Genomic DNA, 24,298 nt, shown 5'->3' with positions numbered 1-24,298 from the left:
CATCAACGTCTGGGTGTACACCAAGGAGTTCGCCGAGCGCTTCGGCATGCCCGAGAAGTGGGTGAGCGGGGAGCTGGAGGGGGCCCATGGGGCGGCGTTTCGGGTGGAGACCTCGTCGTCTCGATTGATGTTTTCGCACAAGAGGGAGGGCGTCAGCAAGCCGGTGCGGCGTTGCGTTTTGGATCTTTTCCTTCCAACTGACGCGGATATCCCCTGGGCCAATGAAAAGGTTGCGGATATCTGGTGGTATACGCCGGATGCTCCCACCTATTTGATGCCCCAACGGGAAAAAGACGAGCAATGGCAACGGCGGCCGGTGGGGCTAAGTGGCCGGGCCTTGGTTCGGTATGAGGAGGCCGGGTTCGGGGGGCTGATTGTTAGGAAATTCCGGAAAAAATTGTATCCAGGTGTCGATTACCTCTCCCTAAGCATGACATGCACCACTCCGGGGGATGGGGTATCGAATATTGAATTTCGGCCCGAAGGAACCTCAAGAAGGAATGCGGATGCGGTAATTCACAAGGTGCGGCTGCCTGAAAGCTTTATGCAAAAGCTGTATGCCGAGTGGAAGGCAAAGAGCAGAAACCCTTCTCAAGGGGAATATGAAGAGATCCTAGGAAAATAATCTAGTAGTTAAACAGTTAAAAAGGGGTAAAAGAAAATGGTGTCGAATCTGGAATATGCACAGCTGAGTCAGCTGGCTTACGGGGGAGAAGACGCTACCCTTCAAAGTATGGGGCTTCAGGAAAAAGGTTGGGGACGGACGGGCCTGGCGCGTTCCAATCCTGAATCCGGATTCTTTGGGGAGGCCTTTCGCAAGGGCGACGAGGTGGTCATCGCCTACCGGGGCACGGAGCCGTGGTCCGACCTCTATAAGGACCTGCTCACCACGGACGGCAAGATCGCCCTGGGTCTGGAGGACCCGCAGTTCGTGGATGCGCTGGAATTCGCCAAGAATGTGCAGGATACCTACCAGGGCCTTGGCGTCGATATCTCCGTCACCGGCCACTCCCTGGGCGGGGGCCTGGCGCAGCTGGCGGCGGACACCTTCGGCTGGGACGGGGTGACCTTCGAGGCGCCGGGGATGGGGAATTACAGTCCGCCTACCGACGGCGGCCTGATCGACGCCTTCCTCCAGGCCAACAACCTGTCCATGGGGAATGTGGGGGACCTGACCAGCTACACGGTCCTCGGCAGCGGGATTTCGACCCTCCCCGGCGAGCACATCGGCACCAAGCATGACCTGATCACCGAACAGGGGCGGCCTGACCTTCTGGGCCTGTCCATCGAGGCCGGGATCGCGCCCTCCGCGGTGACCGCGTATTTCGCGGGCGTTGCCGATACGGGCTTTGATCAAAGCGGCCGCCATTCCATGGCCAATTTCATCGACCACCTGGAGCAGGCCGAGCAGGAAGGCGTGCTGCTGCAGCAGTACGTGGATTCCTACCTGGCCTACGGGACCGAGGGCTACACCGCCCCCGAGCAAACCTTCACCGACACCTTGCGGGACTACTTCAACGCCGTCTTCAATCCCGAAAAGGAGCTGACCCAGGCCCAGGCCGAGGACCTGATCGGCCAGCTGGACACCCTGCGGAACAGCAAGGCCTACGCCGACGCCACCGACGCGCAGATCGCCGACCTGGAAAAGGCCCAGGACAAGCTCCGCCGCGCTACCCAGACCCTGACCTCGGCCTCCGCCGATAAGGGCTCCTGGAACGAGAAGGCGGCCAACGTCAATACGTTGACCGTGACCGTCGAGCTGGGGAAGGCTTTTGAGCGGGAAGGTCAGGGAAGGAGGCCCTCAGCGGGTGGCCTCAGATTCCCCCGGGTTTTCCCGGAAGGGGCCGCTATTTCGGGAGCCGGAGTCCGGGCATGATGAAAAAGCAACCGAGCATGGAAGCAGCGATTGGCGGCGCTGTTTTGGGGTTAAGCCTGTGCGGGGTCGGGGTTGCCTACGGCGGCCCGGGCGATTCCTACGCCGAAACCTGGACGGCAGAGCGGGGCAGTGCCTACACCGAGGACACCAATGTCTGGGTGTATACCCCCGAATTCGCCGAGCGCTTCGGCATGCCGGAGAAATGGGAGAGCACCAAGCTGAAAGGCGCCGTGGCCGCGGCCTGGCGGGTGGAGTGGCCGGGGATTCGGACGGTCTTCCCGCACAAGGGGAAAGAGGTCTCCAAGCCGGAGAGCTACTGCTTCCTGGACGTCTACGTGCCTTCCTCGGCCAAGATCCAATGGCTCACTGAGCGGGTGATGGACCGGCGGTATCTGCCGCCGAGCTCGCCGGCATATCTGGTGCCGCAGACGGAAAAGGACAGAAAGCGCTACGAGTTTGAGACCCATGAGGTTGGGGTTCCCAGCAGTGGGGGGACGGTGGAATTTGGGACAGTGGACCAAGACCTGGGTGGATTCCCGATCAGGGAATATCAGCGGGACCTTTACCCGGGAATTACCTATATCCAGTTTTGGAAATCCTGCGTAACTCCTCCCCAAATCCGTTCCTGGGTTCAGATTCATGCTTACGAGAATTTCTTTTGGGGGGGAGCTGCTTGGGGAGTTAAATCTTCCGATGTTCACGAAGTCACACATCGTATCGAATTGCCAGCTTCCTTTATGAGGCGCCTTCACAAAAACTGGAAGGAACGAAATCGCGAACCCGCTCGCCAGGGTTGGGGTAAGGTGATCAACGAGTAATAAAAGGGGGTTGACCCATGGCCAGGCCGATTTCCATCAATGGCATCAATGAGGCGGATTTCGCCGAGCTAAGTATGGCGAGTTACGGGAATAACGGGGTTGAAGGTTGGTTTAAACAAAATGTGGATTTACCTCCAAACGCCGGGCAGCATGGTTTCTCCGCCCAGGTTTATGAAAATCAAGCTACAAACCAGCTCGTCATCGCTTACCGAGGCACCGATCAAAAGGTCAAGGATTGGCTCGGCCCCAACAAAGAGATTATCCAGGAATCTCTGGGTCTCGAAGGCGAGGACCCCCAGTTCGTGGACGCCCTGGCATTTGCCGAGCGGGTACGCCAAAACTTCCCCAACCAGGAGATCCTGGTCACCGGCCATTCCCTCGGGGGCGGGCTCGCCCAGCTGGTAGCCGACGCCTATGGCTGGGGCGGGATGAGCTTCGACGCCCCGGGCATGCAGGAGATTACCGAGGGCGGCAGCTTTTCCCAATTTCAGGATTTCTTCGACAGCACCCCGGTCACGGATGGCTTCGGCAAGGTCGGCCAGAAGGGCCGTTTCGTAAACCGGCCGGTAGCGGATAGCGCCGTATCCGGGGTAGGCACCTCGATCGGGGAGGTCTCCGAGTTGCGGTATCCGGGCATGTCTCCGGCGGAGATCCTGGTGTCCACCATGGTTACCAAAGGGTGGCGAGGGGGTGCTGCAGCTGTTCTGGCTGCCGGTACCAAATTGACCAAGGACCAGCTTGAGCGCCATAGCACCGAGCGGATATTCCAACAGCTATTTGAGCGCAATAACGAGCCCGGCCAGCTGGTTAAGGAAATGACGGTGCAGGCCGTCAATAATGGAGTGGACGGTTACGATAACCCGGAGCGGGGCTTTTTCGGTGATGTCGGGGAGTTCTTTAGTGGTCTTTTTGCCGGTGAGGCGAAACTCACCCATGCCGGAGCTGAGGAACTTATCGCTGATTTGGAAGAGGTCAAGACCAACCATCCGGCCTTTGAAAAAGCAAGTGAGAACGATCTGGCCAATTTGGAAGAAGCTCAGGACAAGCTGCGCCGGGCGATCCAGACCATTGCCTCGGTTTCGGCGGATACGGGCGCCTGGAGCGAAAAGGCGGCCAACGGCAACGCGCTGAATAGGACCGTTGAGCTGGAGAAGGCTTTTGATCGGGAAGGTCAGGGAAGGGGACCCTCAGCGGCCAACCTCAGTTTCCCCCGGGTCTTCCCGGAGGGGGCCACCATTTCGGTTGCCGGAGCCCAGGCATGATGAAAAGCCAACAGAGCATGGCAGCAGCGATTGGCGGCGCTGTTTTGGGATTAAGCCTGTGGGGGATCGGGGTTGCCTATGGCGGACCGGGCGATTCCTACGCCGACACCTGGACCGCCGAACGGGGCAGCGCCTACACCGAGGACACCAACGTCTGGGTCTACACGCCCGAGTTCGCCGAGCGCTTCGGCATGCCGGAGAAGTGGGAAAGCACCAAGCTCAAGGGTGCGGTAGCCGCGGCCTGGCGGGTGGAATGGCCGGGGATTCGGACGGTTTTCCCGCACAAGGGGAAAAAGGGATCCAAGCCGGAAAGCTACTGCTTCCTGGACGTCTACGTGCCTTCCTCAGCCAAGATCCAGTGGCTCACCGATCGGGTGATGGATAGGCGGTACCTGCCGCCGAGCTCACCGGCGTATCTGGTGCCGCAGACAGAGAAGGACAAAAAACGTTACGAGTTTGAGACTCATGAGGTTGGGGTTCCCCATTTGGGGGGGACAGTAAAGATTGGAACGGAAAAACAAAATCTGGGTGGTTTCCCTTCATTTCGCGAATACCAGCGGAATCTCTATCCAGGTATTACCTATATCCAGTTTTGGGGATCTTGTGTGACGCCTCCTCAGACCCGTTTTTGGATCGAATTGTATGCATACGAACAGCATACTTGGAGGGGGGCAGCGTGGGCGCCGAAGGATGTGCACGAGGTGATTCACCGTATTGAGCTTCCGGTTTCTTTTATGAAGCGCCTTCACAAAAACTGGAAGGAACGAAGCCGTAAACCCGCTCGCCAGGGTTGGGGTGAGGTGATGAACGAGTAATAAAAAGGGGGATGACCTATGGCTACGCCAATTTCCATCAATGGTATAAACGAAGCGGAATTCGCCGAGCTGAGCATGGCGAGTTATGGCAACAGTGATGTTCCAGGTTGGTCAAAAGTCCCAGTTCCGTTACCGGAGAACGCTGGGCAACACGGTTTTTCTGCCCAGGTATACCAAAATCCTGCTACAAACCAGCTCGTCATCGCCTACCGAGGCACCGATCAAAAGTTCAAGGATTGGCTCGGCCCCAACAAAGAGATTATCCAGGAATCTCTGGGTCTCGAAGGCGAGGACCCCCAGTTCGTGGACGCCCTGGCATTTGCCGAGCGGGTACGCCAAAACTTCCCCAACCAGGAGATCCTGGTCACCGGCCATTCCCTCGGGGGCGGGCTCGCCCAGCTGGTAGCCGACGCCTATGGCTGGGGCGGGATGAGCTTCGACGCCCCGGGCATGCAGGAGATTACCGAGGGCGGCAGCTTTTCCCAATTTCAGGATTTCTTCGACAGCACCCCGGTCACGGATGGCTTCGGCAAGGTCGGCCAGCAGGGCCGTTTCGTGAACCGGCCGGTCGATGGAAGTGTGGTTTCCATGGCGGGGACGCCCATCGGCGACGTATCCGAGCTTCGGTTCCCGGGCAAATCCCCTCTGGAAGTCATGGTCTCGACGATGCGTTCCGGGGATTGGCCTGCTCCCGCTGCCATGGCCGCAGCCGTTGGATCTGCCCTGGTCGAGAACCAATTTGTCCGCCACAGCAATGCCCGGGTCTTCCAGCAGCTTGCCGAGCGCAATAACGACCCCGGCCAGCTGGTGAAGGACATGACGGTCCAAGCCGTCAACAACGGCGTGGACGGCTACGCCAACCCGGAGCGCGGGTTTTTCGGCGATATCAGCGAATTCTTCAGCGACCTCTACGCCAGCGAGTCCGAGCTTACCCAAGGCGAAGCCGAGAAGCTCATCGCCGACCTGGAAGCCGTCAAGACCAACCATCCGGCCTTCGCGGATGCCACCGACGAGGAGCTGGCCAATCTGGAAGCCGCCCAGGACAAGCTCCGCCGCGCTACCCAGACCCTGACCTCGGTCTCCGCCGACAAGGGCTCTTGGAACGAGAAGGCGGCCAACGGCAACACGCTGACCGTGACCGTCGAGCTGGAGAAGGCGATGGCCCGGGAGGGTCAGCGGATTGCGCTGGATCTGCCCGCCTGGGACCAGCGCCGGGGGGTTACCGAGGGCTATGACGTCGTGGGCGGGGATGTGGTCACCGAGGTGGAGGGGTCGGGGCAGTCCCGGACCTACAAGAAGTACCTGGTCGTTGATCCGGGCGAGAAGACGGCGACCCTAACCCTCCAAGCCCGGCCCGACGGCGACAGCCAGGACGAGCAGCTCGGTGATCTGGGTGTCTCTCTGCCCGGCCGCACGGGAACCAGCACCTCGTTAACGATCTCCGACCTCACCATCCAGGACGAGCCCTTTACGGACTCCGATGCCCCCCAGACCACCAATGCCTCGGTAGGTGATGCTACCCAGGATTATTTCGGAGACACCCCGGCCAACGATTACTTCGAGGGCGGCGGGGGCTCCGACCGCTTCGAGCATGGGGAAGGCGGTGACGACTGGGTAGTCGGTGGCCCCGGCCGGGATACCATGAGCGCCGGCAAAGGCGCGGACCTGATGGTCGGTAATGCCGATGGCGACCTCCTGTTTGGCGGGGACGGCTCGGACCGGATCCACGGCGGTGCGCGGTTATCCGCCGTGGAGGCCATCCGGCTGGGCAATACCGGATCAGGGAGCCAGGGAATCGTCCCCGAATCCGGGGTTTATATTCAGGGATCCGAGGGGGGCGACGTTCTGGCCGGTAACGAAGGCAAGGACCTTCTGACCGGATCCGAATCCAATGATGCGATCTCCGGAGGCGGGGGCGATGATTTGGTTGTATCCGGGAAGGGACGGGATTTCGTGCGGGGAGATACGGAATTCGGTTCCGTTTTAAAAAATTGGGCCATCAGCCTCAATACGGCCAAGACCGGGGTGTTCAAGGCGCCTGTTTTCGATTTTCAGAATCTGCTCACGTTGCTGCCGGACAGCACCGGGAATGATTTGCTCTATACCGGTCGCGGTGCGGACGCCGCTTTTGGGGCAGGGGGCGAAGATACCGTGTTTGCGGGATCCGGGTCCGATTACGCCTGGGGCGGAGCGGGGGACGACACCGTTTTGGGTGAGGAGGGGGATGACACCCTCATGGGGGATTTGGCCTCTTCTCAGCTTCCTCCCGATGAAAATGGCACCGATTACCTCGCCGGGGGAGGCGGGTCGGACCGGTTGGTAGGCTATGGTGGGAAAGATCGCCTATTCGGTGGTGACAACCGTGACATCCTGTACGGCGATAGCGTGACCCAGTCAGGAAAGTTCGACCGGGGTGACCAGCTTGAAGGCGGTGGCGGGGAAGATGACCTCTTCGGAGGGGGAGGTGCCGACCGCTTACAAGGCGGCGATGGCTCCGATCTCCTCTATGGCGACGCCAAGGGGATCGAAGCCGCCTACCACGGAAAGGATACCCTGGTTGGCGGGGGAGGCAGCGACGAGCTAGTCGGTGGCGGTGGCGCCGATACCCTTCGTGGCGGCGCCGCTTCCGACCGCCTTTACGGAGACGGCCCCTTCGCCGCCGAGGCTGCCAGCGGCGACGTTCTGACCGGTGGCGACGGTAAGGACGTCCTGATGGGCTTTGCCGGCAACGATACCCTCCTCGGCGGCGCGGCCGCGGACGAGCTATTCGGCGGTGCCGGCGCCGATTTCCTGACGGGCGGAAGCGGTGAGGACCTGCTAGCCGGCGGCCGGGGGGCCGATGTCTATACCTACAACCGCGGCGACGGCGCCCTCCGGATCCAGGATCCGGATTGGAGCAACGAGCTGCGGTTCGGTGCGGGGATCTCGGCGGGCGACCTCTCGCTGAGCCGGGGATCGCTCCAGATCAACGTCCAGGGTGCCGGATCCGTCCACCTGGAAGGCTTCGCCCCGTCCGCGCCCGCCCAGACCACCCCGATCGACCGGTTCGTCTTCGCGGACGGCTCGCAGCTTACCCGGGACGAGCTCCTGGATCTGGGCATCGAGCAGACCGGAACCGGGACAGACGACAACCTATCCGGTACCGCCGGAGACGACCGGCTTGTCGGCGGGGCGGGTGACGACCGGATCGATGGCGGCCCGGGAAGCGATCGGATCAACGGCGGGCCCGGCAATGACAACCTGAATGGCGGTACCGACCTGATCGATGTGTACCAGCCACGCGACGATTCTTACCGCAAGGCCCAGCTAACCGAGTGGGTAAAGAAGGATAATGCCGATAGTCCGGGGTTTGGAGGCCCCAAGGTGGAATACGTCGAGGTGCCCATCACCCAGCCCGATGACCCCCCCGAGCCCCAGGAGCAGCCGCTCGGCCGGGATCGGATCCGGGGCGGTGCGGGCGAGGATACCCTTCGCGGCAGTTACTATGCCGATGTCCTGGAAGGCGGCCCGGGCGACGACCACCTCGCGCCCTATACCGCGGCCCTCCAGCCCAATGCCGATGCCGCGACCCGGGACGTGGCGAAAGGCGGTGCCGGCGATGATTTCTACAGCCTGTCGGATTGGGGCACGCGGGTGATGGAGGGAGCCGGGAACGGCCACGACAAGGTGCTGTTGTCAGTGCCCGACAACCAGACCGAAGCCTGGGTGCCGGCTGAGCAGCGGAGCTCGGATCGGATCAGCTACACACTGCCGGGCTCTGTTGAGGATCTTCAGGCCAAATGGGGGCCTTCCGCCTCCAATCCCGGCGCCCCGACCGTTGTGCTCAAGGGCAACGACTTGGCCAACGAGATAACCGGTGACTACCAGGAGAATCGCCTGTATGGCGGGGGCGGGGATGACCTGTTGAATGGGGACGGTCGCTGGGCCGACGGTTTCCACGACGTGCTGTACGGCGGCCGGGGAGATGACCGCTATCGGCTCCGGGAGACTTCCTACGCGACCGATACGGTGGTGGAGCGGGCCGGGGAAGGCGAGGACCGGATCCTTAGCGGACTCGGTTCCTACACCTTGCCGGCCCATGTGGAAAACCTGTCCCTTAACCCCGACTCCGGCATCGACGGTACCGGCAACCCCCTCGGGAACCGGATCCAGGGCAATAAGTACGCCAATACCCTCGAAGGGCGGAAAGGGGCGGACCATCTCGACGGCGGTGGCTCCAACGATCATCTGGTCGGCGGCGCTGGGGATGACCGGCTGTTCGGGGGGCGTAACGTCTGGACGTTTGCCGTTCCGGCGGGGATGCCCCCGGAAACTGGGATCCTCCGGGAGGGAGGCAATTACGAGGCGGTCGTTGCCCCCAATCGTGACGAGCTTGCCGGCGGTGCCGGGGATGACTTCCTGGATGGCGGCTCCGGGGACGATCGCCTTCAAGGGGGCGCCGGGAGCGATACCCTGATTGGCGGTCAGGACGGGCAGGCGCCGCCGCCGTTGGTACCGGGGGAGGCGGTTACGGGACAACCGCGAGTAGTCGGCGAGCTCGATGATCCGGCGGGATACTCACCCGGCCGGTACCGGAGCAATAACGACACCCTGATTGGCGGAACGGGGGGCGACGGCCTCCAGGGGGGAACCGGCGCGGATGTTCTGACCGGGGGCGAGGGGGCGGATACCCTCGCCGGCGGGCCAGGCCGGGATAAGGCGCGGTATGCCGATTCCCCCGCGGCCGTGACGGTGGACCTCGCCTCCGGCGAGGCGAGCGGTGGCACCGCGGCCGGCGATAGCCTGACAGCCATCGAGGACGTCCAAGGCTCCGCGTTCGATGATCGGCTGACCGGCACGAGCGGGGCCAACAGCCTGCGGGGTGGTGCCGGCGACGATGTCCTGCGCGCCGGGGCCGGAGGCGATCGGTTGGCGGGCGAGGCCGGCGATGATGTCGTGTCCGGCGGAAAAGGCGCCGATGAGCTGCTTGGCGGCAGTGGCCGCGATCGCGTGGTCTACGCCGGGGTCGCCGCCGGATTGACTCTGGACCTCGCTGACCCCAGCCAGGCGGCCGGTGCCGCCGAGGGCGATTCGTTTTCCAGCATCGAGGCCATTACCGGCAGCCCCTACAGCGACACGCTTAAAGGGGATACAAGCGGCAATCGGCTGGCCGGCGGTGCTGGTGGCGATACCTTGAGGGGCCGTGGCGGCGCCGACCGCCTTGCCGGCGGCGCGGGCGACGACACCCAGGAAGGCGGCACCGGGGCCGACACCTTGATCGCCGACGGCGGCGCCGACGTACTCCGGGGCGGGGCGGGTCAGGACCGCTACATCTACCGCTCCGGCACCGCCACCATCGAGGACGCGGACGACGGCAACACCCTGGCCTTCGGTCCAGGTATCGCCCCCGCAGACATCACCCTCGGTCTGGGCTCGCTAAAGCTCCGGGTGCCTGGCGAGGGGGCCGTCCACATCGAGGGCTTCGACCCCGATCAGCCCTACGCCCAGGCTCCCGTCGACACCTTCCGCTTCGCCGACGGCACCGAGCTGCCCTACCGGGAGCTGCTCGCCCGCGGCTTCGACCTCTACGGCACCGACGGCGACGACGTCGTCCGGGGCACCGCAATTGAGGATCGCATCCGGGGTCTGGAGGGTGACGACCAGCTGCTCGGCAAGGAAGGCGACGACCGGCTGTTCGGGAACGGAGGCGATGACCGCCTCATGGGAGGTGCCGGCGCAGACACCCTGGCGGGCGGCACCGGGGCCGACCTCGCCGCCTACACCGATTCGGGCGCCGGAGTCGCCGTGGATCTGGCCGCCGGTAGCGCCTCCGGCGGCACTGCGGAAGGCGACACCCTGCGCAGCATCGAGGGGGTGGCCGGCTCCGCCTACGGTGACATCCTGACCGGCGGGGGCGGGGCCAACGTCCTCGCGGGTGGCGCCGGCGATGATCGCCTCACGGGCGGCGCCGGAGCTGACGACTTGGACGGCGGCGCGGGCTTCGACACTGCCGGCTACGGCGCCTCCGGCGCGGCTGTCAGCGTTGACCTGGCGGCGGCTGCGGCCTCCGGCGGCACGGCCCAGGGCGACACCCTCTCCGGCATCGAGGCCGTCACCGGCTCCCCGCACGGGGACCATCTGGCCGGCGATGAGGGGGCCAATACCCTGACCGGGGCCGCCGGCGGCGACACCCTCCAGGGCAGGGGCGGGGCCGATACCCTCGCCGGCGGGTCCGGCATCGACACCGCCGCCTATACCGGTTCCCGGGCCGCGGTTGGCGTCGATCTCGCCGCCGGCAGCGGCGAAGGCGGCACGGCCGCCGGCGACACCTTCCGCGGCATCGAGGCCGTCACCGGCTCTGCCCAAGGCGATGGTCTGGCCGGTGCTAGTGGGGCCAACACCCTTGCCGGAGCCGGCGGCGACGATACCCTTCAGGGCCGGGCCGGCGCCGACACCCTGGCCGGTGGGGCGGGCTTCGATACCGTCGCCTACGGCGGCTCCGGGGAAGGCGTTGGCGTAGACCTCGCAGCGGGCTCGGCCATCGATGGCACCGCCGCCGGGGACAGCCTCGTCGGCATCGAAGGCGTCATCGGCTCCGGCCATAACGATTTCCTTGCCGGCGACGGCGGCGCCAACCGCCTCGCCGGCCGGGCCGGGACCGATTGGCTGGTTGGCCGGGCCGGCGGCGACACCCTCGCCGGCGGCGCGGACAGCGATTTGCTGTTCGGTGGCCGCGGCGGCGATACCGCCAGCTACGCCCGGGCGGGTAGCGGGGTGACCCTCCGCCTGGGCCCGGGCTTCGGGTACGCCCGCCAGGCCAGTGGCACCGACCTCCTGTTCGGCATGGAGAGCGCCCGTGGTTCGGCCCACGCCGATCGCCTTTCCGGGAACAGGGGCGCCAACCGCCTGGCCGGCGGCGCCGGCGACGACCGCCTGAGCGGCGGCCGGAGCGGGGACACCCTGACCGGCGGCGCCGGTACCGACACCGCCGACTATCGCCGGTCTCGGCGGGGCGTCACCGTTGATTTGAGCGACGGTACCGCCACCGGCGGCACGGCCGCGGGCGATAGCCTGAACGGTATCGAAGCGGTGGCTGGCTCCGTCCGCCGCGACCGCCTTACTGGCGACGCCGGGGCCAATACCCTCACCGGCCGCTTCGGCCGCGACCGGCTCGCCGGAGCCGGCGGCGCCGACCGCCTTACTGGAGGCGGTCTCCCCGATCGCCTCGCCGGGGGCTCCGGCACCGACTGGGCCACCGGCGGCCACGGCCGCGACCGCCTGGCCGGTGGCTCGGATAGCGATGCCCTCGTCGGTGGCGCCCACGGTGACCGCCTCGGAGGAGACGGCAATGACCTCCTCGCTGGAGGCGCGGGCCGCGACCGCCTTGCCGCCGAAGGCAGCGACGTGGTGCTGCACAACCGGGGCGAGGGCCGCGACCGGGTGACGGACCTTGGCGACGCCGACAAGCTCACCCTCTCCCTCGGCGGCGGCACGGGCCTCGACGACCTGAGCCTGAGGCAGCGCCGGGACGATCTCCTCCTGCATACCGGCGGAAGTGGCCGGGGCCGCGGCGGGAAAGGCCTCCTATTGGCGGACTGGTACGCCGATGGCGGCTCCAATCGTCCGGAATCGGTCACCCTGCAGATAGTGACCCAGGCCAGCGACGGCTTTGATCCCGCCACCAACAAAAAGCTCAACCGCTACGATTTCTCCAAGATCGTTGATGCCTTCGACCAGGCCCAGGCCGCACCCGGAGGCAAGGATGGCGGCAAGGGCCAGCGCTGGGAGGCCATGGACGCCGCCCTGGACAGCCACCTGGCGAGCAGCGACAGCGAGGCTTTGGGCGGCGAGCTGGCCCACCGCTACGGGACCAAGGGTTCCCTGGAAGGGGCTTCCCGTAAGACCGTTTTGGCCGCTTTGGCGCAGGAGCGCTTCGGGGAGAAGCCGCAGGACCTGCAAGGCTCCGGAAGCGCCTGAGAGTAGCGCATCCATGGCCAGGCAAGGCAGGGATGAACCGGCGGTTCCGGATTTCCACCCGCGCCTGCTGGAAGTGGTCAAACGGCCGCCTTCGCCGCGGCCCCGCCTCCTGCTGGGAATACTGCTGGCGCTGGTGCTCGGGGTGGTGGTGTGGGCCGCCATCGGCCGCATGGACGTGGTGGCCAAGGCCGACGGCCAGCTGGTGCCCGAGGGCCGGCTCAAGATCGTCCAGCCCTTCGAGAAGGGCCGGGTCAAGCGCATCCTGGTGGAAGCGGGGGACCAGGTCAGCCAGGGCGAGCCCTTGGTGGTTATGGACACCCTCCTGGCGGATGCCGATTGGGAGCGGGTCACCCAGCAGATGGCCAAGGCAGGGCTGGAGCTTCGCCGCATACGGGCCGGCCTCCAGGACAGGAGTTTCGAGAAGCAGGAGTCGGATCCCGCTGCGCTGTTCCAGCGGATGAAGGCCAAGCATCGGGGCAACCTGCAGTCCCACCGGGACGCCCGGGCCCGCCACCGGGCCCGCCTGGAGCGCGCCCGCAAGGAGCTGGCGTCGGCCAAGGCCACCCGGCAGCGCCTCGAGCAGACCCTGCCTATCCTGCGCTCCGGGGAGCAGGCCCTGAGCAAGCTGGAATCCGAGGGCTACACTTCCCAGGTGAAGCTGCTTAACAAGCGCCGTACCCGCATCAAGGCCCAGCAGCAGCTGGCGGCCCAGAAGCACCGCATCGAGGCCTTGGGGGCCGAGATCGAGGCGGTCAAGGGCAAGCTGGCGTCACTGCAGTCCGAGCGGCGCAAGCGCCTGCTGGACGAGCGCGTGAAGATGGCGGACCGCATCGACGAGCTGCGCCGGAAAAAGCGCAAGCTAAGCCACCGCCGCGACCTGATGCGCATTGAGGCGCCGGAGGACGGTGTTGTGAAACAGCTCGCCACCCATACGCAGGGCTCGGTTGTGCCCTCGGGGGCGGTGCTCATGCGCCTGGTGCCCAGCGGCCAGGCCCTGAAGGCCGAGGTCTTCGTCGCCAACAGCGATGTGGGCTTCGTCCATAAAGGCCAGCAGGCCCGCCTCAAGCTAACGGCCTTCGACTTCCAGCGTTACGGCACCATCGAGGCCAAGGTGGACCATGTGAGTCCGGACGCCGGCGGGGGACGCCAGAGCCAGAAGGGGGACAAGGCCAAGGGCAATAGCCAGGGCAAGCAAGGCAACCGCTACCCGGCGCTGCTGAGCCTGAGCCGCCAGCACATGACCGACGGCAGCGAGCGCCTGGACCTCCGCGCGGGCATGCACGTCACCGCCGAGATCAAGCTGGGGACCCGAAGCGTGCTGGAATACGTCCTCTCGCCCATCACCGAGGGCCTAAAGGAGGCCGGGCGGCAGCGGTAGGGCCAAGCGGGGCCTTAACCGGCAAGGCGGATTCCCCGGTTCCCGTCGGTCCTCTACGGGCCCGCGAACTGCCACTCGCCGCCCGCCAGGGCGTCGAGGGCGCTTCCCATGATCAGGCCGGCATGCACGTGATAGAGGCTGACCCAGCAGGCGACCGGCTGGTCCAGGCCGGTTGCGGGCGGCGGGCTTGAAGGCGCTGCTGGACGTGGTCGGATTCCCCATCGAGCGGCACTGGTTCCTGGTCTATCCGAAGGGCAAGCAGCTGTCGTCGGCAGCCCGGACCTTCCTAACCTTCCTGCTCGAGGAGGGGGCAGGTGTGGCCTGGTCGGGGCTGCCGGCGCTGCCCGTGCCGTGGCGGCGGGGCATGGAATGAGCCCCGGCCGCGGCACCGGGTGGCGCTGGGCTCGGCGGCGCGGATGGCTCAGACGCCCCAGCGCGCGCGGCGGCGAGCACCTCGGGGTCGGCTCCGGCCAGGCGCAGGGTCTTGTCCTTCCCCTTTTCGCCTTTCTCCACCGTTACCGCCCCCTTGGGTACCCTCAGCTCCTTGGCCAATAGCCGGGCCAGATGCCGGTTGGCCTTGCCGTCGGTGGGCGGGGCGGTGATGCGCACCTTCAGGGCGTCGCCGTGGAGGCCAGCGATCCGGTCCTGGGCGGCCTTGGGCTGGACCCGCACATGGAGCAGCAGATCGCGGCCGTCCCAGGCGAAGAAATCGCCCATGCCGGGCCCTACATGCCGTGGGTGAGCTGCTGCAGGCTGCCGACCAGAAAGATGCGCAGGAATTCGATGGCCAGCAGGACCACGATGGGGGAAAGGTCCAGACCGCCGATGGGCGGGATGAGGCGCTGGGCGGGGCGCAGGATGGGGTCGGTGACCTGGTACAGAGCGCGCACCAAGGGATTGGCGGGATCGGGGCTGACCCAGGACATGAGCACCCGGATCAGCACGATCCAGAAGGCGAGCCGGAGGACGGCGCTGATCAGGAAGATGAGGGCGTCTAGGAAGTTGCCGAAGAGGGCCATGCGGCGTGCTCCTTAATGGGGGAGATCTAACCACGTTAGGTCGCGGAGCCCACGTATGATAACAAAGCTGGCTATCCGGTTGACTCAGGCGGAGGCAGTCGAGCCCGGGGACCTCGCCCCCGGTAGGAGCCCAATTCATTGGGCGAGCCATTGATTCCGGACCGAGCTCTATCCAACGGCTCGCCCGGCGGAGCCGGGTTCCTACCCGTGGCACTACCGGCGGATTACGCCTGCGAAGTAGCCCCGCCCCTCAACCTGGTACCTATCTTGCCAATAGCAAATGCCCGTAAGGGTTAAGGGGCGGGGCGAGTCGTCGGTTCGGATGACTCGATCCGGCAAGGTCTCGCCCGGAGGAGCCGGGCTCCCAAAGGTCCGGACCGCAGGGGATAGCCAAGCCAGGGCCGACACGCCTCAATCGCCCAGTTCCCGCGAGCGGCGGGCGGCGGCGGCGACGGCGTCGGCAAGGGCGGGGCGGGCGCCGCCGCGTTCCAAAGCGGCCACGCCCTGGGCCGTGGTGCCGCCAGGGCTGGTCACCTCAGTGCGCAGACCGGCCGGGGCCTCGTCCCTGGATTCGGCCAAGATGGCAGCGCCCTTGGCGGTCTGCACCGCCAGCGTGCGGGCGGTTTCCCGGTCTAGGCCCTCGGCTACGGCCGCTTCCTCCAGGGCCTCCAGGATCAGGAAGAAATAGGCCGGACCGCTGCCGGAGACACCAGTAACGGTATCCATGTGCGCCTCTTTGGGTACCCATACCACCTCCCCGGCGGCGCGCAGGATGCGCTCGGCCTCCGCCCGCCCCGGGCCATCGACGTCGTCGCCGGCGTACAGGGCGGAGACCCCCGATCCCACCAGGGCGGGGGTGTTGGGCATGACACGCACCAGAGGGGCGGCCACGCCCAGCCAGTGGCGCAGCTTCTCCAACCGGATGCCCGCGGCCACCGAGATCACAAGGGGGTGATCGTCGCGGATGATGCGCCCGAGCTCGCCGGCCACCGCCTCTATGGCCTGGGGCTTGACCGCCAGAACCACGGTGGCCGCCCCTTTCACCGCCGCCGCGTTATCCCCGGTGACGGTGACGCCGAAACGCTCGACTAGGTGCCCGCGGCGGGCCTCGTCGGGCTCGCCTACGGCGAGGGTTTCGGGATCCCAGCCGGCCTCGAGCAGGCCGCCGATGAGGCTGGCGGCCATGTTGCCGCCGCCGATAAAGGCGATGGTGCGGTCGTTGGCCATGCCCTTGGCTCCTTGTGGTTGCACAGAGGCGTGAGGGGTAACGGCAACGCCACAGGCGTTATCCGCAGATTTCGCAGATGGCCGCAGATGAAGGCAAAGGCGAAGATGAAGAAGGCCCCGGTTTAGAGTATTGGTTTGTCCGTCCCATCTGCGTTAAACGGCGTCATCTGCGATACCGCCGTTTTCGCCTTTTCCTTTCCCTCCTCAAGTCTCATCCTCACGTTCGTCGCGCTCCCCGAACAGGGCCGAGCCCACGCGCACGTGGGTGGCGCCCTCCTCGATGGCGACCTCAAAATCCCTGCTCATGCCCATGGACAGCACGTCCCAGGAGGCTTCCGGCCCCGTCCGGCGAAGGCCGGCCAACAGCCCGGCCAGCTCCCGGAAGGCGGGCCGGGAGGCTTCGGGGCTCGCCGCCGGCGCGGGCAGGGTCATCAACCCGCGCTGGCGGAGATTTGGGCATTCCGTCGCCACTTGCTCGGCTAAATCGGTTAGACCCTCGGGAGCGGTGCCGGATTTGGCGGCCTCGCCGCTGACATTGACCTGGAGGCAGATGTCCAGTGGCGGCAGGTCTTCGCGGCAGCGGTCCAGGGCCCGGGCGGTCTTGATCCGGTCCACGGAGTGCACGAAGGCGAAGCCCGGCGCCACCAGCTTGGCCTTGTTGCTCTGGAGGGGCCCGATGAAGTGCCACTCCAGCTCCAAGTCGGCGGTGGCGTCGAGCTTGTCCACCGCCTCCTGGGCGTAGGATTCGGCGAAGGCCTTCTGACCGGCCTCGGCCAGGGCGCGCACGGCCGGGGCCGGGAAGGTCTTGGAAACCGCCAGCAGTCGGATGCGGGCGGGATCGCGCCGGACCCGGCGTGCGGCGGCCTCCATGCGGGCGTCCACGTTCGCCAGGCTGAGGGCCAGCTGGTCGGGATCCAGGGCTTGGCTCATGCCGCTATCCGCAACCGGAAGGGGAAAAAGGGTCAGACCGGCAGGGTATCATGGACACAACGGCCGGGCGGGGCTGACCCGCAGGGTCCAATAGTTCCAGCGAGGCGCCCTAAATAGCGAGCCGGTCAAGGCTGCATCCGGACCACTGCCTACCTGGATCGGGGGTTTGCAAGAGGCCGGCTCCGCCGGGCGAGACCCTGGCGGATCGAGGCCCGAACCGACGGCTCGCCCGATGAATCGGGCTCCTACGGGGGCCTTGGTCCGTATTCCCGAATTTCCGATGCACCCGAGTTGTTTGAACGAGTTTACCCTGGAGGAATTCAGATTAGGGGATGCGTTGGCGCAACGGAGCCGTTAGGATCACCCCAGGTTCTCAAGGCAAGGAAATAAGGTGATGGCCATGGACATCTCCGAACTGCTGACATTCGCGGTCAAGCACGACGCCTCGGACCTCCACGTGTCGGCTGGGGAGCCCCCCATGATCCGCGTGGATGGCGACATCAAGAAGATCAAGGCCCCCGCGCTGGACGAGAAGCAGGCGCACGACCTGATCTACGATGTCATGACCGACGACCAGCGCAAGAACCTGGAGCAACAGCTGGAAACGGACTTCTCAATGGAGGTCCCCAATGTTGCCCGCTTCCGTGTCAACGCCTACCACCAGGACCGGGGGTTGGCGGCGGCCTTCCGGGCCATTCCCTCGGAGATCCTGACCCTGGAGGATCTGGGGGCGCCCTCCATCTTCCGCCAGATCGTGGAAAAGCCCCGGGGCCTGATCCTGGTGACCGGGCCCACCGGCTCCGGCAAGTCGACCACGCTGGCGGCCATGGTCAACTACCTCAACGAGAGTCGGGCTGGTCACATCCTCACCATCGAGGATCCCATCGAGTTCGTTCACCCCACCAAGAGCTGCCTGGTGAGCCAGCGCGAGGTCCACGCCCAGACCCACAGCTTCGCCAACGCCCTGCGCGGTGCCCTGCGCGAGGACCCGGACATCATCCTGGTGGGCGAGCTGCGCGATCTGGAGACCATCCAGCTAGCCCTGACCGCCGCCGAGACCGGCCACTTGGTGCTCGGTACCTTGCACACCAGCTCCGCGCCCAAGACCATTGACCGCATCATCGACGTCTTCCCGGCCGCGGAGAAGGATATGGTCCGGGCCATGCTCTCCGAGTCCCTGCAGGCCGTGATCTCCCAGGCCCTGCTCAAGAAGAACGGCGGCGGCCGGACGGCGGCCCACGAGATCATGCTCGGTACGGGCGCCATCCGCAATCTGATCCGGGAGAACAAGACCGCCCAGATGGTCTCCGCCATCCAGACCGGTCAGCAGGACGGCATGCAGACCCTGGACCAGAACCTCCAGCACCTGATCAAGCAGAACAAGATCAGCCCTGCGGAGGCGGTGACCAAGGCCAACAACCCGGACAACATCAAGGCGGCGTAGCCGGCGAGGAGCCTATCCCGCGGCCAAAAGGCCCCGGCAACGGCCGGGGCCTTTTGGCGTTCGGGGTGGTGGGAAGGGGGGGCTGGCTGCGGGAATGGAAGTGGATCAGGGCCCCGGGTAGACCTGCTCGCCCGGAAACACCGGCCCGTCCACACACACCCGCCGCATGGCCGGGCCGGTGGGCTCGGCCACCCGCACCGTGCAGCCGGCGCAGCCGCCCACGGCGCAGGCCATGTACTCCTCCAGGGACAGCCAGGTGGCCACGCCGAGCTCGCGGCCGAGATTGGCGGCGGCCTCCAGCATGGGCTCGGGGCCCACGGCGTAGAGGGCCGCCCGCCGGCGCTCCGGTGGTGCCAGGGGCTCCAGATAGGCGCGCGCCAGGTCGGTGACATAGCCGGCGTAGGTCCCGGCCAGGCCGGCATGAGAGGCCAGCCGAGAGGGGATACCCCAGTGCTCCAGCCGGGCATCGGCGTCGGTGGCCTCATCGGGGAGGCCCGGCTGGGCAAGGTCAGAGGCCACGGTGTCGAAGGGGAAGGGCACCTCCGAGCCCAGGAAGGCCGCCGGGGCTAGGCCCCGGCGGTCCTTGAGGGCCTCCGCCAGGAAGATTACGGGGGGTATGCCCACGCCGCCGCCGATGAGGACCGGATAGTGGATGTCCTCGCCCACCTCGAAGGGGCGGCCGATGGGGCCGAGCAGGCTCAGGGCCTCGCCGACTTGTCGGCGGGCCAGAAGCCGGGTGCCGAAGCCCAGGCGCTTGTACAAAAACTCCACCCATCCGGTTTCGGGATCCGTGCGCTGGATGGACAAAGGCCGGCGCATGGGCAGGAGGGGATCGCAGGCGATGTGGACGAACTGGCCGGGACGGGCGGTTGCCGCGGTGCGCGGCGCATGGACCCGGAGCTCGAGTTGGTCGCCGGGCCATTCGGTATGGGCGATGACCGCGGCGTCCTCGGCGAAGATGGTGCCGCGGCGGTCCTGGAAGGCGTTAGCCACCGGTGGGCTCCTGGGCGAAGGGGAAGACGGCGCGGCCGCCCAGTAGGGTGCGCTCCACCCGGCCGCGCAGCTCCCAGCCGGTGAAGGGGGTGTTCACGGACCGGCTGTGCAGGCCGGCAGGGTCCACCTGCCATCGGGCGTTCGGATCCAGTATGCAGACATCGGCCACATCGCCCACGCCCAATCGGCCGGCGTCCAGGCCCAGCACCGCGGCCGGGCCGCGGGTGACCCGGTCCAGGGCAGTGGCCAGATCGAGAACGCTCTCATCCACCAGCTTCAGGGTCAGGCCGAGCAGGGTCTCAAGCCCGGTGACGCCATTGGCGCAGCAGGCGAACACCTCGTTCTTGGCATCGGCCTCGTGAGGCGCGTGGTCGGTGGCGATGGCTGTCAGGGTACCGTCGGCCACCGCCCCGCGCACCGCCTCGCGGTCCGCCAGGCTGCGCAGCGGCGGTGCCATCTTGGCGTGGCTGTCGAAGGCGCCGACGTTGGCGTCGGTAAGGAAGAGATGATGCGGCGCGGCCTCGCCGGTGACCGCGAGGCCGCGGGCCTGGGCTTCCCGGATGAGATCGACACCGCCGGCGGTGGCTACGTGGGCGATGTGGATGCGGGACCCAGTGAGCTCAGCCAGGATCAAGTCGCGGGCGATCATGACGTCCTCGGAGGCATTGGGGATGCCGCCCAGCCCCATGCGGGTGGCATGGGCGCCCTCGTTCATGGCACCGCCGTCTGAGAGGGTCGGCTCCTCTTCATGCAGAATGAGCAGGTAGCCGAAGGTTGCGGCGTATTCCAGCGCCTGGCGCATGACCCCGGCGTCGGGAACGGGGCGGCCGTCGTCGGAGAAGGCGACGCATCCGGCGGAGTACAGCTCGTTCATTTCGGTCAGGGCCTCGCCCGCCAAATCGCAGGTGACTGCCCCTATGGGATGGATCCGGGCCAGACCCACGCTGGTTGCAGTGGCCTTGATCTGCTCGGTGACGCTGCGGCGGTCGTTCACCGGCCGGGTGTTGGCCATGCAGGCCACTGAGGTGACGCCGCCTGCGGCCGCGGCCCGCGAGCCGCTGGTGATGTCCTCTTTCCACTCCTGGCCCGGCTCGCGCAGGTGGACGTGCATGTCCACCAGACCGGGGCAGACGATGCAGCCGGCCGCATCGATGGTCTCGTCGGCCCGGAGGTCCGGGGGCGTCTCGCCTACGGCCTGGATGCGGCCCTCGGCGATGTAGACGTCGGCGACGCTGTCGACACCGTTGGCCGGGTCGATGACCCGGCCGCCTTGGATGACGGTCCTCATTGGACGCGCTACTCCCTATTGCGAAACGGGTAACGGGTCACGCGGGGCCCGCGCTTTGGCGCTGGCGGGCCAGCAGGTTGAGCACCGCCATGCGGATGGCGAGGCCGTTGGTGACCTGGGGCAGGATCACCGAGTAGGGGCCGTCGGCCACCTCCGAGGCGATCTCCACACCGCGGTTCATGGGGCCAGGGTGCATCACCAGGACGTCGTCAGCGGCGCGCTCGACGCGGGCCGGATCCAGGCCGTAGAGGCGGAAGTACTCGCGCTGGCTGGGAACGGCGGCACCGCGGATGCGCTCCATCTGCATGCGCAGCATGATGATGACATCGACGCCCTTCAGGCCGGCATCGGCGTTGTGGAAGACCTGAACCCCCAGAGCCGGCGCCGCCTCGGCCGGCATCAGGGTCTTGGGCCCCACCAGCCGGATCTCGGCGGCGCCCAGGGTGTGCAAAGCGTGGATCTGCGAACGTGCCACCCGGCTGTGGGCGGCGTCGCCCACGATGGCCACCTTCAGCCCGTCGATGGGGCCCTTGTGGTGCTGGATGGTGAGGACGTCGAGCAGGGCCTGAGTGGGGTGCTCGTGGGGGCCGTCGCCGCCGTTGATTACTGCGCAGTGGCTGTCCAGCGCGCGCGCCGCCAAGTGCGGGGCGCCGCTGTCCGGATGGCGGATGACCAGGGCATCGGGGGTCATGGCCTCAAGGGTGCGCACCGTATCCAGCCAGGTCTCACCCTTCTGCAGCGACGACGCCGAAGCGCTGATGTTGATGACGTCGGCGGAGAGGCGCTTGCCCGCCAGCTCGAAGCTGGTGCGGGTGCGGGTGCTGGCCTCGAAGAACAGGTTGATTATGGTGCGCCCCTTGAGGGCGTCGGTCTTCTTGTCCGCCTTCTCCAGCAGCGCCCGGAAGCCCTGGGCTTCCTCCAGGACGCGATTGATGGTGCCCGCCGACACCCCTTCCAGGCCCAGCAGGTGGCGGGGCAGGTCGGCGGCGTCGTCGGTGGCTGGCTGGCTTGGGCTCATGGCTTGTCGCGGGCAGTGGGTCTGGGTCGCATGGGGGTGCCGGCCTTACCGCCGGCAACGTCGGGTTCCGAATCAGGCGTGGCCGCCGCGGCCCACCAGCAGGGTCATGTCCACCCCCAGGGCGCTCGCGGCGGCCTCGCGCAGGTCGGTGAACGGTGTCTCGAATAGCAGCTCGGGGCTGGCCGGGGCCGTTAGCCACGCGTCCTCGGCCAACTCGCCTTCAAGCTGGCCGGCCCCCCAGCCCGCATGGCCCAGCATCATGCGGTAGTGGCCGGGGCCGGCGCCCTGGGCGATGGCCTCAAGTATATCCCGGGAGCTTGTCAAGGCGCTGAAATCATTGATAGGCAGGGTGTGCTCCCATATCAGCTCGGGCGAGTGGAGCACGAAGCCCTGCTCCTGCTGCACCGGGCCCCCGGAGAACACGGGCTCCTCCTCGGCTCCGAGGGCCGTAATCTGGATCTCCAGTTGCTCAAAGACCTGGCCAATGGTGATGGTCGAGGGCTGATTAAGGACGAGGCCCATGGCGCCTTCATCGCTGTGGCTGGCGATGTACACCACGCTGTTGGCGAAGTTGGAGTCTTCCAGCGTGGGCAGGGCGATCAGCAGGTAGCCGGTGAGATCGGTGCTGTTCATGGTGCTCGTTCCGCGTGAGGGTCCCGTCGGGCCCTTTTCGGGGGTGGCCAGAGGGGGCACACTGATCTGTGGCCCACCGGCATCGAATCCGGATAGTATACCTAAGCCCCCCGGGGGAGCACGAGGCGGGCGAACCCTACCGTAACCAACCCCTTAGCGAGCGAGGCATGAACGCGGTCCCCTACATCATCGATTTCGAGGACCTGACCATGGACATGGTGCCCCAGGTGGGCGGCAAGAACGCCTCTCTGGGCGAGATCACCCGCAACCTGGCCGCAGCCGGTGTAAGGGTGCCGCAGGGGTTCGCCATCACGGCCAAGGCCTACCGCGCCCTGATCGACGAGGCCGACTTGCGCGACCCGCTGCGCTCCCTGTTCGACGGTCTCGATGTAAACAACCGCGCCGACCTGGCCTATGCCGGCGAGCGCGCCCGGGGCTGGATCCTCAACGCCGCCATCCCGGAGGCCGTGGAAGGGGGCATCCGCGAGGCCTACCGGGCCATGTGCCAGCGCCTGGGCGCCGACGTGGCGGTGGCGGTGCGTTCCTCGGCCACCGCCGAGGACTTGCCCGACGCCAGCTTCGCCGGTCAGCAAGATACCTATCTCCATGTCCGCGGCGAGGAAAACCTCCTGCGCGCGGTGCACAAGTGCTTGGCCTCGCTGTTTACCGATCGCGCCATTTCTTACCGCGCCAAGCGCGGCTTCGATCATCTCGACGTGGCCCTGTCGGTGGGGGTGCAGCAGATGGTCTACGCCGACAACGGCGCCGCCGGGGTGATGTTCTCCATCGATACCGAGTCCGGCTTCGAGGACGCGGTGTTCATCACCGCCGCCTTTGGGCTGGGGGAGAACGTGGTCCAGGGCGCGGTGAACCCCGACGAGTATTATGTGTTCAAGCCCCTGCTGAACCAGGGCAAGCCCGCCCTGATCCGGCGCAAGCTGGGCGACAAGGCCCTGCGCATGGTCTACGACGAGGCCGGCGAGGCCCGCAACGAGCGGGTGCCCGAGCGCGAGCGCAACCGCTTCGTGCTTTCCGACGACGAGGCCCTGGTCCTGGCGCGCTGGGCGGTGGCGGTGGAGGATCACTATTCCCGGGTGCACGGCAAGCCCACGCCCATGGACATGGAATGGGCGCGGGATCAGGAGACCGGCGAGCTGTACATGCTCCAGGCCCGCCCCGAGACGGTGCACGCCGGCAAGCAGTCGGACCTGCTGCGCAGCTACCGCCTCACCGAGGACGGCGAGGTCCTGGTTACGGGCCGCAGCGTGGGCAGCGCCATCGCCCGGGGGCCGGTGCGCATCATCAACAGCCCCACCGAGCTCAAGGACTTCAACGAGGGCGATCTGTTGGTAACGGACATGACCGATCCCGACTGGGAGCCGATCATGAAGCTGGCTTCGGGGATCGTCACCAACCGCGGCGGGCGCACCTGCCACGCCGCCATCGTCTCCCGGGAGCTGGGCATTCCGGCGGTGGTGGGCAGCGGTGAGGCCACCCGGGTGCTGGAGCCGGACCAGCCGGTGACCCTGTCCTGTGCCGAGGGCGATACCGGCTACGTCTATGACGGCTACCTCGACTACGCCGTGGACGACCTGGAGCTGGACGAGGCGTCTCTGCCGGAGCAGGTGGAGCTGATGATGA

General features: G+C 66.4%; 16 protein-coding genes and 1 pseudogene. 9 read left to right on the top strand and 8 right to left on the bottom strand.

What is annotated here, in order from left to right:
• The 7 genes from V5A19_RS10565 to V5A19_RS10535 all read left to right on the top strand — a co-directional run.
• On the top strand, positions 1–625 hold a 625-nt coding region (locus V5A19_RS10565), incomplete at its 5' end, for a hypothetical protein (RefSeq protein ID WP_332327790.1).
• A gap of 36 nt (positions 626–661) precedes the next feature.
• Positions 662–1,876: a lipase family protein gene (locus V5A19_RS10560; RefSeq protein WP_332319673.1), complete on the top strand. Its 1,215-nt coding sequence runs from the start codon at positions 662–664 to the stop codon at positions 1,874–1,876.
• Positions 1,873–2,694 (top strand): hypothetical protein, encoded by an 822-nt coding sequence (locus V5A19_RS10555; RefSeq protein WP_332327789.1) that lies wholly within the window; start codon positions 1,873–1,875, stop codon positions 2,692–2,694. The genes V5A19_RS10560 and V5A19_RS10555 overlap by 4 nt, the downstream gene beginning before the upstream one ends.
• 17 nt (positions 2,695–2,711) lie before the next feature.
• Positions 2,712–3,956 (top strand): Mbeg1-like protein, encoded by a 1,245-nt coding sequence (locus V5A19_RS10550; RefSeq protein WP_332327788.1) that lies wholly within the window; start codon positions 2,712–2,714, stop codon positions 3,954–3,956.
• Entirely contained in the window at positions 3,953–4,771 is an 819-nt protein-coding gene (locus V5A19_RS10545; protein ID WP_332319670.1) for a hypothetical protein, read from the top strand. Before V5A19_RS10550 ends, V5A19_RS10545 begins: the two co-directional genes overlap by 4 nt.
• 18 nt (positions 4,772–4,789) lie before the next feature.
• A complete protein-coding gene (locus tag V5A19_RS10540) occupies positions 4,790–12,727 on the top strand; it encodes an Mbeg1-like protein (protein ID WP_332327787.1) in 7,938 nt (2,645 codons plus the stop codon).
• A gap of 13 nt (positions 12,728–12,740) precedes the next feature.
• Positions 12,741–14,105, top strand: a complete 1,365-nt coding sequence (locus V5A19_RS10535; protein WP_332319365.1) for an HlyD family type I secretion periplasmic adaptor subunit — start codon at positions 12,741–12,743, stop codon at positions 14,103–14,105.
• 471 nt (positions 14,106–14,576) lie between these two features.
• Here the strand turns inward: V5A19_RS10535 and V5A19_RS14380 are convergent.
• From V5A19_RS14380 to V5A19_RS10515, 4 genes and pseudogenes are all read right to left on the bottom strand, one after another.
• A pseudogene (locus tag V5A19_RS14380) lies at positions 14,577–14,822 on the bottom strand (DUF167 domain-containing protein); the annotation flags it as partial.
• 8 nt (positions 14,823–14,830) lie between these two features.
• Positions 14,831–15,124: a YggT family protein gene (locus tag V5A19_RS10525; RefSeq protein WP_332319363.1), complete on the bottom strand. Its 294-nt coding sequence runs from the start codon at positions 15,122–15,124 to the stop codon at positions 14,831–14,833.
• Between the two features lie 411 nt (positions 15,125–15,535).
• Positions 15,536–16,351 carry a pyrroline-5-carboxylate reductase gene (proC, locus tag V5A19_RS10520; RefSeq protein WP_332319362.1) on the bottom strand — a complete coding sequence of 272 codons (816 nt, stop codon included), beginning with the start codon at positions 16,349–16,351 and terminating at the stop codon, positions 15,536–15,538.
• 204 nt (positions 16,352–16,555) lie between these two features.
• Positions 16,556–17,281, bottom strand: a complete 726-nt coding sequence (locus tag V5A19_RS10515) for a YggS family pyridoxal phosphate-dependent enzyme (protein ID WP_332319361.1) — start codon at positions 17,279–17,281, stop codon at positions 16,556–16,558.
• A gap of 394 nt (positions 17,282–17,675) precedes the next feature.
• Between V5A19_RS10515 and V5A19_RS10510 the strand changes: the two genes are divergently transcribed.
• Complete coding sequence (locus V5A19_RS10510) at positions 17,676–18,725, top strand: type IV pilus twitching motility protein PilT (RefSeq protein WP_332319360.1); 1,050 nt, start codon at positions 17,676–17,678, stop codon at positions 18,723–18,725.
• 105 nt (positions 18,726–18,830) lie between these two features.
• On the opposite strand, the gene V5A19_RS10505 is transcribed toward V5A19_RS10510, so the two are convergent.
• The 4 genes from V5A19_RS10505 to V5A19_RS10490 form a co-directional block, all read right to left on the bottom strand.
• On the bottom strand, positions 18,831–19,718 hold the full coding sequence (locus tag V5A19_RS10505; RefSeq protein ID WP_332319359.1) for a dihydroorotate dehydrogenase electron transfer subunit: 888 nt from the start codon (positions 19,716–19,718) through the stop codon (positions 18,831–18,833).
• Positions 19,711–21,006, bottom strand: a complete 1,296-nt coding sequence (locus tag V5A19_RS10500) for a dihydroorotase (protein WP_332319358.1) — start codon at positions 21,004–21,006, stop codon at positions 19,711–19,713. Before V5A19_RS10500 ends, V5A19_RS10505 begins: the two co-directional genes overlap by 8 nt.
• Positions 21,007–21,043: 37 nt before the next feature.
• Entirely contained in the window at positions 21,044–22,024 is a 981-nt protein-coding gene (locus V5A19_RS10495; RefSeq protein ID WP_332319357.1) for an aspartate carbamoyltransferase catalytic subunit, read from the bottom strand.
• A gap of 72 nt (positions 22,025–22,096) precedes the next feature.
• Complete coding sequence (locus V5A19_RS10490; protein ID WP_332319356.1) at positions 22,097–22,657, bottom strand: YqgE/AlgH family protein; 561 nt, start codon at positions 22,655–22,657, stop codon at positions 22,097–22,099.
• Positions 22,658–22,824: 167 nt separating this feature from the next.
• On the opposite strand from V5A19_RS10490, the gene ppsA reads away from it, so the two are divergent.
• A partial coding sequence (gene ppsA / locus V5A19_RS10485) for a phosphoenolpyruvate synthase (protein WP_332327786.1) occupies positions 22,825–24,298 on the top strand: 1,474 nt, incomplete at its 3' end.

It is taken from the genome of Thiohalorhabdus sp., assembly GCF_036628635.1.
Lineage (GTDB): Bacteria > Pseudomonadota > Gammaproteobacteria > Thiohalorhabdales > Thiohalorhabdaceae > Thiohalorhabdus.
Note: the sequence above shows the minus strand (reverse complement) of the source record. Positions and strands in the feature narration are given on the sequence as shown.